The following is an 11,800-nucleotide window of genomic DNA, read 5'->3' as shown; positions in this document are numbered from 1 at the left end:
TTCCGTCTTCAGCTGCACTGTTGTTGAAGAGACAGTTGGAAGATAGCTGTTACTGGTGCTGAGGCGACCGCGTACGCCCCCGCTTCATCTCCTGCCCACGCTTCGGTAGTGACGGCCGCTGGCCGTCAAGCACTTGATCCGGGTGGCCGACGGTCATTGCCTGGGTGGGTGACGACCATTGCCTGGGTGGGTGACGACCGTTGGTCGTCACGCTCTAGCCCTGGAGCGGTGACGGCCAGCGGCCGTCACTACCCTGCGCACCACCTCACGCCCGCGGGGCGGGATCCGGATCGTCGATGCCCACGTTGGTCGACGGGTTGTCGTACACACTCTGGTCCAGCAGCCCGGTCTCCTTGGCCACCAGCACCGGCACCAGCATCTGGCCGGTGACGTTGGTCATCGTGCGCATCATGTCCAGGATGCGATCGATCGCATACAGGTACCCGATGGTCTCCAGCGGCAGCCCGGCGGCACTCAGCACCACGGTGGCCATCACCACCGCCGTGCCCGGTACACCGGCCGTACCGAAGCTGCCCAGTACCGAAGCGATCAGCACGATCAGGTACTGCTCCGGTGACATGGGCACCCCGCTGTACTGCGATATGAACACCGCGCACAGCGCCGGGTAGATCGCCCCGCACCCGTCCATCTTGATGCTGGCACCCAGCGGCACGGCGAACGAACCGTAGTCCTTGTTGACGCCCAGGTTGTGGGTGATGGAACGCAACGCCACCGGCATCGCCGCGAAGCTGGACGAGCTGACGAAGGCCACCTGCATGCCCGGCGCGGCACCGCGGAAGAACTTCAGGGGATTCAGGCCGTGCGAAAGCAGCAGCGCGCTGTACACCACCACGATATGCAGCGCGCAGGCGATGTACAGCGCCAGCACGAAGTTTCCCAGCGGCAGCAGCTTTTCGAAGCCGTAGCTGCCGACCAGCCCGGCGATCAGGCCGAAGGTCCCGATGGGCGTGACTTCCAGCACGAAGCGGGTCACCTGGATCATGATCTCGCTCATCTGCCCGACCAGTTGGCGGGCCTGGCCGACCTTCTCGCCCAGCTTGACGATGGCAAAGCCCACCAGCCCGGCGAAGAAGATCACCGGCAGGATCGAACCACGTCCCGCGGCCAGCACGGTTTCGCCGGCCGCGTTGACCCGCGTGCCGATGCCGCTCAGCGCGTAGAACACGTTGGACGGCACCACGTCCAGCAGCACCTGCACCACGCTGGGCACCTCGCGCGGCACGTAGTTGTGTGCCATCGCCAGCTGCAGGCCGCCGGTACCGGGCTGCATCACCGTGCCCACCAGCAGGCCGATGCCGACCGCCAGCGCGGCGGTGATGACGAACCACAGGAAGGTGCGCCCGCTGAGCGCGGCCACCGATTTCTGCCCGTGCAGCGAAGAGATCGCATTGATGACCGCGAAGAACACCAGCGGCACCGCGATCATCTTGATCAGGGTCACGTACAGGTCGCCCAGCGGGCCGAACCAGGTTTCAGCGGCCGGGCCCATCAGCCAGCCGGCCAGGGCGCCAAGGACGAAGCCTGCGACCACGCGTTGCCAGAACGGGATGCGCAGCCAGGCAGAGACCAGCTTCATGGAAATTCCAGGGGGAGAGAACGATGTTCGCACCTTAGCCCAAGCGGGCCCGGCGTACGACCAGCCTGCGGACAAATCAGCGTGTCATCGGCATGCCTTGTCCACCCGGTCATAATGAACACCTGTTTCGTTTCGTGAGGACGCGCTGTCCATGATCCGTACCACCTCCCTGCTCGCCGCCACTGCCGCAACCCTGTTGCTGGGCGCCTGTTCCAGCACGCCGCAGGCATCCAGCCCGGCCGGCCTGTCGATCACGGTGCCCACCGTGGCCCACCCGGATGGCGAGACCCCGCAGTGGTGGTACCGCAGTGGCGCGGCCCAGGCAGCCGGCAATGGCGCCATGAACGGCAAAGCCAAAAACGTCATCCTGTTCCTCGGCGATGGCATGAGCCTGACCACCGTGGCCGCCGCGCGCATCTTCGAAGGCCAGCGCAAGGGCGCATCCGGCGAAGAGAACCTGCTTTCCTGGGAGCGCTTCCCGGCCACGGCATTCAGCAAGACCTACAACGTCGACTCGCAGACCCCCGATTCGGCCGGCACCATGACCGCGATCACCACCGGCGTGAAGACCCACATGGGCGCCATCGGGGTCAGCGCCGGCAAGCGTCCGGACTGCGCCGACAGCCTGCAGAAGGGCCTGCTGAGCTGGCTGCAGCTGGCCGACAGCGCCGGCATGGCGACCGGCATCGTCACTACCGCGCGGCTGACCCACGCCACCCCGGCGGCCACCTATGCGCATTCGCCGGAACGCAACTGGGAAAACGATACCGACCTGACCGAAGAGGCCAAGGCCGCCGGCTGCAAGGACATCGCCCAGCAGCTGCTGACCACCTCGCGCTTCGGCCGCGGTCCGCAGGTGATCCTGGGCGGCGGTCGCGGCGAGTTCACCACGGTGGAAGAGCGCGATCCCGAGTACGACGACAAGGTCGGCCAGCGCCTGGATGGGCGCAGCCTGGTCACCGAATGGCAGCAGGCCAACCCGCAGGGCGCCTACGTGTGGAACGCCGACCAGCTGAACGCAGCGGCCAACGCGCCGGCCATCTTCGGCCTGTTCGAGCCGGACCACATGCAGTACGAATACGAACGTGCGAACGATGCCGGCGGTGAGCCGAGCCTGGCCGAACTGACCCGCACCGCCATCGCCAACCTGTCCAGGGAAAAGCAGGGCTACGTGCTGATGATCGAAGGGGCGCGCATCGACCACGCCAACCACAGCGGCAACGCCTACCGGGCACTGACCGATACCGTGGCGATGTCCGATGCGGTGCGCGTGGCCAACGAAATGACCAAGGACGATGACACCCTGATCATCGTCACCGCCGACCACTCCCACACCCTGAACTTCGTCGGCTACCCGGCCCGCGGCAACCCGATCCTGGGCAAGGTGAAGGACAAGGGCGGCGAAGACGGCCTGGGCGCGCTGGACCTGGCCCGCGACGGTGGCGGTCAGCCGTACACGACACTTACCTATGCCAACGGCCCCGGCTTCACTGGCGCTAGCAACCAGCAACCGGCCGGTCCCAAGCGCTACCCGCACAACCCGTCCAGCTTCGACCCGGCCACCGGCCGTCCGGACCTGACCGCCGTGGATACCGAACACCCGGATTACATGCAGGAAGCGCTGGTACCGGGCAAGAGTGAATCGCACGGTGGCGAAGACGTGGGCATCTGGGCGCGCGGCCCCGGCAGCAAGGCGATCCGCGGCACGCTGGAACAGAACGCGATCTACCACATGATCGTGCAGGCCACGCCGCGCCTGCGCGAGCGCCTGTGCCAGGCCGGCACCTGCGATGGCAACGGCGTGCCGGTGGAACTGCCGGCGCCGGTCACGTTCGAGCGCAACGCGCCGGCCGAATAAGCGCGCGGCGGGACTGGAGCAATACGAAGGCGGCGACCATACTGGTCGCCGCCTTTTTTCGTGCTGCCCATGCCCCTGTTCCCTGCCCTCGCCCGTGTCGATACCCCCCTGCTGGTCGGCTACAGCGGCGGGCTGGATTCGACCGTGCTGCTGCACTGGCTGCAGCGTTCGGCCGCGGCGGCAGGCGTGGGCGTGCGTGCCGTGCACGTGCACCACGGGCTGCAGGCCGCAGCCGATGACTGGGTGCTGTACTGCCAGCAGCAGTGCGATGCACTGGGCGTGCCGCTGTGCATCCACCGCGTCGCGGTGGATCTGGATGCGGGCTTGGGAATGGAGGCCGCCGCGCGGCAGGCCCGACGCGCCGCGTTCGCCGCCGAACTGCGCGATGACGAGACCCTGGCACTGGCCCAGCACCAGGATGACCAGGCCGAAACCTTCCTGCTGCGTGCCCTGCGCGGTTCCGGCGTGGATGGGTTGGCGGCGATGGCGGCCGATTCGGAACTTGGCGCGCATCGGCTGTGGCGGCCGCTGCTGCAGGTGCCGCGCAGCGCGCTGCTCGCCTATGCACGGCAGCATGCACTGCAGTGGATCGAAGACCCCAGCAACGCCGACGACGGCCCGGACCGCAATTTCCTGCGCCTGCACGTGCTGCCGCTGCTGCGCCAGCGCTGGCCGCATGCCGGCCCGGCATTGGCCGCCAGTGCCGCCCAGTGTGGCGACACGCGGCGGATGCTGGACGAAGAAGACGAGGAGCTGCTGCAGCACCTGCAGGTGGCATCGCGCGTGCTGTCGGTGGAGCTGCTGCGGCAGGTTTCGCCCCAGCGTCGTGCCCGCGTGCTGCGGCGCTGGGTGCTGGCCCACGGTGTGCCCGCGCTGCCCGCCCGGGTGGTGTCCCAGCTGGAGCACGAGCTGCTGCCAGCCGCGCCGGATCGTGATGCGCAGGTGCGCTGGCAACAGCACAGCATCCGCCAATGGCGCGGCCACTGGTACCTGCTGCCGGCCGTGCTGCCGCAGCTGCCGGCCGGCTGGCAGGCCACGTGGGATGGCCGCGCACCGCTGGCCCTGCCCGACGGCGGCCAACTGCGGTTGCAGGGTGCGGCAGCCTTCGACGCGCCGATGCGGGTCACGGGCCGGCACGGCGGCGAGCGCATCCAGCTGCCCGGCCGCAATCACCAGCACGCGCTGAAGGACTGCCTGCAGCGTGAACACCTGGCGCCGTGGCGACGCCGCCAGCTGCCGCTGCTGTTCGCCGATGGCCAGCTGCAGGCCGCTGCCGACGTGGTGCTGTCCGCGCCGCTGCAGGCTTGGCTGCAGCTTCACGATGCCCGGCTGCACTGGCGCCCGGGCGGTTGGTGAATTGACCCCTGCGCGCGGGCCGTCCACACTTGTCGCATGGCTAAGAAAACCCCCGAAAACGCCTCCCCGGTAGCCCAGTTCGAGCAGTCGCTCGAGTCACTGGAGCAGCTCGTAGAGCAGATGGAAACCGGAGAGCTCAGCCTGGAAGCTTCGCTCAGCGCCTACGAACGCGGCGTCGGCCTGTACCGCCAGTGCCAGCAGGCGCTGGAACAGGCCGAGCTGCGCGTGCGCCTGCTCACCGATCCGGCCCAGCCGGACAACGCCGAGCCTTTCGACCCGCCGTCCCATGACGGTTGAAGCGACCTTCGCGCGCCTGCGTGATCGCATCGAAAGCCAGCTCGACGCCGCCCTGCCTTCCGCTGCCGACGCCCCGCGCCGGCTGCACCAGGCCATGCGCCATTCGGTGCTGGGCGGCGGCAAGCGCATGCGTCCGCTGCTGGTCCATGCGGCCGGTGAAGTATTCGGCGCCGACCCGCACCAGTTGGATGCGCCGGCGATGGCGGTGGAATTGATCCATGCCTATTCGCTGGTCCACGACGACCTGCCCGCGATGGACGACGACGCCCTGCGCCGTGGCAAGCCGACCACCCACATCGCCTTCGACGAAGCCACCGCCATCCTGGCCGGTGATGCCCTGCAGACCCGCGCCTTCAGCCTGCTGGCCGAAGCGGCGCTACCGGCGGAGCTGCGTGTTGCCTGCCTGCAGTCGCTGGCACACGCCTCCGGCGCGGCCGGCATGTGCGGCGGACAAGCGCTGGACATCGATGCCACCGGCCAGCTGCAGTCACTGGACGCGTTGACCCGCATGCACGCCCTGAAGACCGGTGCGCTGATCCGCGCTGCGGTGCGCATGGGCGCCTTGTGCGGCCACGCCCCGACCACAGACCTTGCGCGCCTGGACCGCTTCGCCGATGCACTGGGCCTGGCGTTCCAGGTACGCGATGACATCCTGGACGTGGAAGCCAGTTCCGAACAGCTCGGCAAGACCGCCGGCAAGGACGTCGCGCAGGACAAATCCACCTTCCCCGCCCTGCTCGGCCTGGACGGCGCCAAGGCCAAGCTGGCCGAACTGAGCGCGGTGATGGACGACGCCCTGGCCGGCTACGGCGAAGAAGCCAACGCCCTGCGCGCCCTCGGCCGCCTGGCCATAGAACGCGACCACTGACCCGGTAGTGACGGCCTTCGGTGGGTGACGACCGTTGGTCGTCACGCTTCGGTAGTGACGGCCGCTGGCCGTCTGCCCTGGCGCTGGCCGTCTGCCCTGGTAGGTGACGACCGTTGGTCGTCACGCTTCACCGCCCGGTCCATAATGTCCAACACCCCGCCAGCAACCCCCTAGCGAAAGGACGCCTAGACCATGCTGAGCCAGCACTTCCTGTTCTTCTTCGCCATGCTCGGCGCGTTCATGGGGCTCGGCCTTTCCAGCTTTCTCTGGTGGCGCGCAAAGGGCGAACCCACCCAGCGCTGGCTGTCCCTGCTGGTGCTGGCGGTCGGCGTGCGCACCGGCAAATCGGTGGTGTTCCATTTCTGGCCGGACATCCCGCGCATCGCCCTGCAGCACGGCCTCAGCGCCTGCTTCCTGATCGGCCCCTGCCTGTACTTCCTTATCCGCTCCACCCAGGGCAACACGCCCGCCGCCAGCCGCGTGGACCGCTGGCATCTCACCGCGCTGATCATCATCACCGTGGCGGTGAACCTGTTCCTGCCCTACACAGGCAACGATGTGCTGTGGCGCAACCTCATTACCCCCGGCATCAACTACGCCTGGCTGGCCTACCTGCTGCTGGCCACCGTCGAGGTCTACCGCCACCGCTCGCGCCTGGCGCGAAGTCCGTCCGGCCCGCTGCTGCTGGGCGCGCTGGTCGGCATCTGGTTGATCTGGACCGCTTACTACACTGCCGGCTACACCTCCTACATCGTCGGCGCGCTGAGCTTCACCTTCGTGCTGGTGTCCAGCGTGCTGGTCTACCTGCGGCTGCGCTCCGGGAAGGCCGCCATCGAGCCCTACCAGGACCGCCGTATCCCGACCGACGAGGCCGCCACCCAGCTGCAGGCGCTGGCCGAACTGATGGCCCGCGAGCGCCTGCACCTGGATCCCGGCCTGACCCTGCCGCGCCTGGCCCGTCGCATGGGCGTACCGCAGACCCGGCTGTCGCAGGTGCTCAACGCCGACAACCAGACCTCGTTCAAGCAATACCTGACGCAGCTACGGGTGGCCGAAGCCAAGTCGCTGCTGCTGCAGGTGCCGATGAAGCCGCTGGAGATCGTGGCAACCGAAGCCGGGTTCCAGTCGATGTCGACCTTCCACAGCGCGTTCAAGAAGCACGAGGGCATCACCCCCGCCGCCTTCCGCAGCCGCCGCAGCGACTCCGGAAACGCATTCCAGCACTCCTGAAACACGACGCAATACCTTGATCTGAAAGGGATCACCTAATGTCCGGACTCCTTCCCGTGAGTCCGCACCATGTACACATCCCGTTTCATCCGCCCCCTGCTGATGCTGCTGCTGGCCGCCTGCATCGGCGCGGTCACCACGGTGCAGGCGGCCACCCCGCAGCGCATCTTGTTCGTGCTCTCCAGCAGTAAAGTCCACGGCGGTTCCGCACTGCCGGCCAGCGTCAGCTTCGGCGAGGTCGTCAACGCATGGGACGTCTTCCACGATGCAGGGTATGCCGTGGACTTCGTCTCGCCCGATGGCGGGGCCGTGCCGATCCTGGATTCCTACGTCAGCGACGATGTGGCAGCGCGCCAGCAGGACCCGCGCATCATGTCCGGGTTGCGCAACACCATCGCGCCCGCACAGGTTGATCCGTCCCTGTACCGCGCCGTGTACTACGTCGGCGGCAGCAACGCCATGTACGGCGTGGCCGAAAACCCGGAACTGCAGCGCATCGCCGTGCATGTCTACGAGCGCAACGGTGGGGTGGTGTCGGCCGTCTGCCACGGCACCGCCGGCATCGTGGACCTGACCCTCAGCGGCGGCCAGAGCCTGCTCGCCGGCAAACGCATCACCGGCTATCCGGAACAGCACGAACAGCAGGACGCGGCCTACTTCAAGCAGTTCCCGTTCCTGATCGGCCAGACGGTCACCGCACGTGGCGGCACCTTCAGCGCGATCGACAGCGAACAGCCTTACATCCAAGTCGATGGGCGGGTGGTCACCGGCCAGAACTACGCCTCGGCCGCGCCGGTAGCCAAGGCCGTGGTGGAGGTGCTGCGCGGCGGGCGCGCCGAGGTGGATCAGATCATGCAGAAGCTCATGCAGGCGTTCGAAACCGGTGACGCCAACCGGATGTTCGAGGTCCTGCGACGCGACGGCGTCGTGCTCGGCTACTCGGCGGGGCAGCGCCGCGTGATCACCCAGAGCGCCGAGGAATGGGCCACCGGCTTTACCGGCGTGGCTGCGGACGAAGACCTGCGCTACCGCCGCTACGAAATCCTGGACGTCAGTGAAAACGCCGCCGTGGTGAAGCTGAGCCTCGATTACCCCCGCTGGAAGGGTCAGGACTACCTGGCGCTTTCCCGCATTGACGGCAACTGGATGGTCGTCTCCAAGTCATGGTCAGGCCAGGTCAAACCCTGATTGCTGGTGACGGCCGCCGGCCGTCAAGCTTCGGTAGTGACGGCCTTCGGTGGGTGACGACCGTTGGTCGTCACGCTCCCGACCCTCACAACTTCATGGTCAACCCCACATACACCGAACGCCCCGCAGCAGGCGAAAACATCGGCTGCGCCTGCTCCCAGAAGAAGCTGTCATACCACGCATACGCGTATTCCCGGCCGGTGGCATTCTTCACCTGCAGGTCCACGCTCCACGCCGGATTGATCTGGTAGCGCGCGCTCAGGTCCAGCACCGCAAAGCCACCGAACTTGCCCACCACGTTGCGTTCTTCCAGGTAGTAGTCATCCTGCGCACGAGCCTGCAGCCCCAACTGCAACGCATCGCTGGCCTGGTAATCCACGCCGATGTTGCTGATATGACGCGGAGTGGCGGCCACTTCGCGGCCCTGCAGCGAAATGGCCGCATCACGATCATCGCGGGTGATCTTTGCTTCCTGGTAGGCATGCGACGCCCACAGCGTCCAGTTGTCGCCCCACTGCGTGCTGATCTGCGCATCCACGCCGCGACGGCGCGTCTTGCCCAGCGTCACCGTGGTGCCCGTGGCCGGCATGTTCGACACCTCGTTGGCCGCGTCCTGCTGCCACACCGCGATGCGTGCCTGGCTGCCCACGAACGGACTGAACTTCATGCCCAGCTCCATGCCGGTATTGGTCGACGGACGCATCGCCGCCTGCCCTGGCGTCAGGTACGCAGGCGCGGTGGAGCCGGTCAGCACCTGGAAGGTGCGCCCCCAGTTCGCATACACGTTGGTGTCCTGTGCCAGCGCGTACACCACGCTCAGCTTCGGCTGTTCGATGGTGCCGTAGCGCTGCAGCGGGCCGCTGACGCCGCCGGGCAGCCGCGTGTCGCCATCGAAGCGATCCACGCGGTAGGCCGGCACGATCTTCAGCGGCTCGATCGGCTGGTAGATCGCCTGTACATAGGCACCCCAGTTGTCGAAGGTATGCCGGTCATCGTTCTGGATGCGCGCCGGCACGCTGCTGAAATCGGTCGGCTCGCTGTAGCTGAAGCGCAGGCGCTGGTAGCCGTTGTCCTGGTGTTCGTAGTTGATGCCTCCTTCCAGGGTCAGGCTGTCCCTGGCATGCCAGGTAAGCGTGGTCAGCATGCCCGTCTGCTTCTCGTCCCACACCCGGCGCTGGCGCGGCGCGTTGCCGGTGGGCAGGTCGCTGAAGGTCACCCGACGGTCGTCTTCATAGCGGTTGTAGTAAAGCTTGCTGCCCAGGAACAGGGTGTCTGCCAACTTCAGGTCCATGTGCACGCCCACCTGCTGCATGTCGCGCACATCGCGGTCATTGAGGTTGCGGCGCTGCGCACCACGCCGCTCGCTTCGCAGCTCGTCGGCGGTCATGAAGCCGGGTTCATCGGCGATGTGGTGATAGGCACGCGCGGTCAGCCCGATGCGCATGCCGTCTTCAAGAGTTCCATGGAACCACTTGCCACCCAGCGTGTACTTTTCGGATGCATCGTGGTCCCGGTAGCCATCGGATGCCTGGGTGCCGACGAAGTAATTCTGCGCGAATCCATCGCGCTCGCGGCCGACCGCCAGCTGCGCATCGCGCGTGTTGTAACTGCCATAGCCCAGCCGGGCATCGGTGTAATTGCCCCCCTGCCGCGTACCGAAGTTCACGTTGCCACCGATGTTGTGCAGGCCGTAACGCGGATCGTTGGTGCCCCGTACCACCTCGATGAAGCTGATTTCCAGCGGAAACAACATGTCGATGAAGCGCTGGTTGCCGCTGTTGACGTTGCTGGGCACGCCGTCGATCAGGGTCTTGATCGCATTGAGGTAGCCCTCGCCGTTGAAGGCGCGGAAGCTCACCTTGCCCGATTCCGCACCCTGCCGGGTTTCGGTCAGCTGGATGCCAGGCATCTGCCCCAGCAATTCCCAGCTGTGCGACACGTTCTTGTCCTCGATCTGGTCCGCACCCAGCACGTCCACCGAGGTCAGCACCTGGTGCGCGGTGAGCTGGCCGTCGGTGTGCTGGTGCACATCCACCTTGCCCAGGGTCAGGGCGGAGCTGGAGGACTGCGCGCGCGACTCCGGCGCGAACAGGATGGCCGCCGTGGCAGCGACCAGAGCTTGGATCTTCATGGGGAGGAAACGCCTGATGCGGAAGGGAACAACGTCGTGAATCGCAGAATGTTACAGAATAACATTACACTTCGCCTAGTCCCCCCACCGGGTGATGTACGGTCCACCACCCCGCCTTACCATCGCAGGCTCGCCGTTCCGCACAGGGAGCACCCGCATGGCCCACGTCCACGTCACATCCACCGGCAGCAACTTCGCCCATCGCATCAGCAGCGGCCAGCACACGCTGCTGGCCGATGAGCCCGCGGCATTGGGCGGCCAGGACCAGGGCATGGCACCGTTCGACCTGTACCTGGCCGCGTTGGCCGCTTGCACCGCCATCACCCTGCGCATGTATGCCGAAAAGAAGGGCTGGGAGCTGGGTGAGTTCAATGCGGAGCTGTCCTCCACGCGCGACGCGGCAGGCAAGCTGCTGGTGCATCGCAGGCTGAGCGCATCGGCCAGCGTGAGCGACGCCCAGTGGGCGCGCCTGCTGGACGTGGTGGAGCGCACTCCGGTCACCCTGGTGATGCGCGAAGGCGCCACCATCACCAGCGAACGTGCCTGATCGGCCCCACGCGTGGCCTACCCGGCGTAGGCTACCCAACCCCTGAAACTGAAGGCGGCATAGAACAGGTCCACCGTGCCGAAGCCAGCCTCGTGCAGCAGCGCCACGTCCTGCTCCGGTGACAGCGCGGGCAGCAGCCGGGCCATGCTGTCCACGGTGTGCGCCACGTCCAGCGCGATCCCCGACGAGGCCGAGAACGCGGCAAATCGCTGCAGCCAGCGACGCTTCTGCGCGTCATCCTGCGCGTAGCTGTGATGTGCCACCACCAGCGGCGCGCCCGGTTTCAGCCGGCGCCGCACTTCCTTCAGCGTGTGAAGCCGCTGTTCTGCCGGCAGGAAATGCAGGGTCAGCAGGCAGGCTGCGCCGTCGAACAATTCCTCGGGCGCGTCGTCGATGTAGCCCTCGGTCAACGCCACGCGTGATGCCAACGGCCCCAGCCTCTGGCGTGCCATGTCCAGCATCGGTGCAGACGGATCGATGCCGCGGAAATGCCAGCCGGCCTGCGCCTCGGCGAAGGCTCGCAACTCCATCCCACCGCCCGCGCCGAGCACCAGCACGTGGCCGTCTGCCGGAACGCGTTCTTCCAGCAGCAGCCGCGCCATGCGCTGCATGTCCAGCAGGCCCGGCACCTTCTGCACTGCACCTTCTGCGTAGCCTGCAATGGCGTGGGGATCGGAAAACATGCGCGCCTGCCTCATCGATTTGACCTGAGGCGCCAAAGGTAACAT

The 11,800-nt window shown here is 66.9% G+C and carries 10 protein-coding genes; 7 read left to right on the top strand and 3 right to left on the bottom strand.

Annotation, left to right across the window (positions count from 1 at the left end):
• Positions 1-265 precede the first annotated feature (265 nt).
• Positions 266-1,597 carry a dicarboxylate/amino acid:cation symporter gene (locus ABB28_RS11690; RefSeq protein WP_057508795.1) on the bottom strand — a complete coding sequence of 444 codons (1,332 nt, stop codon included), beginning with the start codon at positions 1,595-1,597 and terminating at the stop codon, positions 266-268.
• Between the two features lie 151 nt (positions 1,598-1,748).
• Here ABB28_RS11690 and ABB28_RS11685 point away from each other — a divergent pair, with 151 nt between their 5' ends.
• From ABB28_RS11685 to ABB28_RS11660, 6 genes are all read left to right on the top strand, one after another.
• A complete protein-coding gene (locus ABB28_RS11685) occupies positions 1,749-3,455 on the top strand; it encodes an alkaline phosphatase (protein WP_057508794.1) in 1,707 nt (568 codons plus the stop codon).
• 69 nt (positions 3,456-3,524) lie between these two features.
• Positions 3,525-4,811: a tRNA lysidine(34) synthetase TilS gene (tilS, locus tag ABB28_RS11680; RefSeq protein ID WP_057508802.1), complete on the top strand. Its 1,287-nt coding sequence runs from the start codon at positions 3,525-3,527 to the stop codon at positions 4,809-4,811.
• Between the two features lie 36 nt (positions 4,812-4,847).
• Positions 4,848-5,108: an exodeoxyribonuclease VII small subunit gene (locus tag ABB28_RS11675; RefSeq protein WP_057508793.1), complete on the top strand. Its 261-nt coding sequence runs from the start codon at positions 4,848-4,850 to the stop codon at positions 5,106-5,108.
• A complete protein-coding gene (locus ABB28_RS11670; RefSeq protein WP_057508792.1) occupies positions 5,098-5,976 on the top strand; it encodes a polyprenyl synthetase family protein in 879 nt (292 codons plus the stop codon). The genes ABB28_RS11675 and ABB28_RS11670 overlap by 11 nt, the downstream gene beginning before the upstream one ends.
• A 192-nt stretch (positions 5,977-6,168) precedes the next feature.
• The gene (locus ABB28_RS11665) at positions 6,169-7,206 is read left to right on the top strand and encodes a helix-turn-helix domain-containing protein (protein ID WP_057508791.1); all 1,038 of its coding nucleotides are present in this window, start codon (positions 6,169-6,171) and stop codon (positions 7,204-7,206) included.
• Between the two features lie 69 nt (positions 7,207-7,275).
• Positions 7,276-8,394: a nuclear transport factor 2 family protein gene (locus tag ABB28_RS11660; RefSeq protein ID WP_057508790.1), complete on the top strand. Its 1,119-nt coding sequence runs from the start codon at positions 7,276-7,278 to the stop codon at positions 8,392-8,394.
• 85 nt (positions 8,395-8,479) lie between these two features.
• On the opposite strand, the gene ABB28_RS11655 is transcribed toward ABB28_RS11660, so the two are convergent.
• On the bottom strand, positions 8,480-10,525 hold the full coding sequence (locus ABB28_RS11655) for a TonB-dependent receptor (RefSeq protein ID WP_057508789.1): 2,046 nt from the start codon (positions 10,523-10,525) through the stop codon (positions 8,480-8,482).
• Between the two features lie 157 nt (positions 10,526-10,682).
• Here ABB28_RS11655 and ABB28_RS11650 point away from each other — a divergent pair, with 157 nt between their 5' ends.
• Positions 10,683-11,072, top strand: a complete 390-nt coding sequence (locus ABB28_RS11650; protein ID WP_057508788.1) for an OsmC family protein — start codon at positions 10,683-10,685, stop codon at positions 11,070-11,072.
• Between the two features lie 17 nt (positions 11,073-11,089).
• Here ABB28_RS11650 and ABB28_RS11645 read toward each other — a convergent pair whose 3' ends face one another.
• A complete protein-coding gene (locus tag ABB28_RS11645) occupies positions 11,090-11,755 on the bottom strand; it encodes a class I SAM-dependent methyltransferase (RefSeq protein WP_057508801.1) in 666 nt (221 codons plus the stop codon).
• Positions 11,756-11,800 lie beyond the last annotated feature (45 nt).

It is taken from the genome of Stenotrophomonas chelatiphaga (assembly GCF_001431535.1).
In the GTDB taxonomy this organism is placed as follows: Bacteria; Pseudomonadota; Gammaproteobacteria; order Xanthomonadales; family Xanthomonadaceae; genus Stenotrophomonas; species Stenotrophomonas chelatiphaga.
Note: the sequence above shows the minus strand (reverse complement) of the source record. Positions and strands in the feature narration are given on the sequence as shown.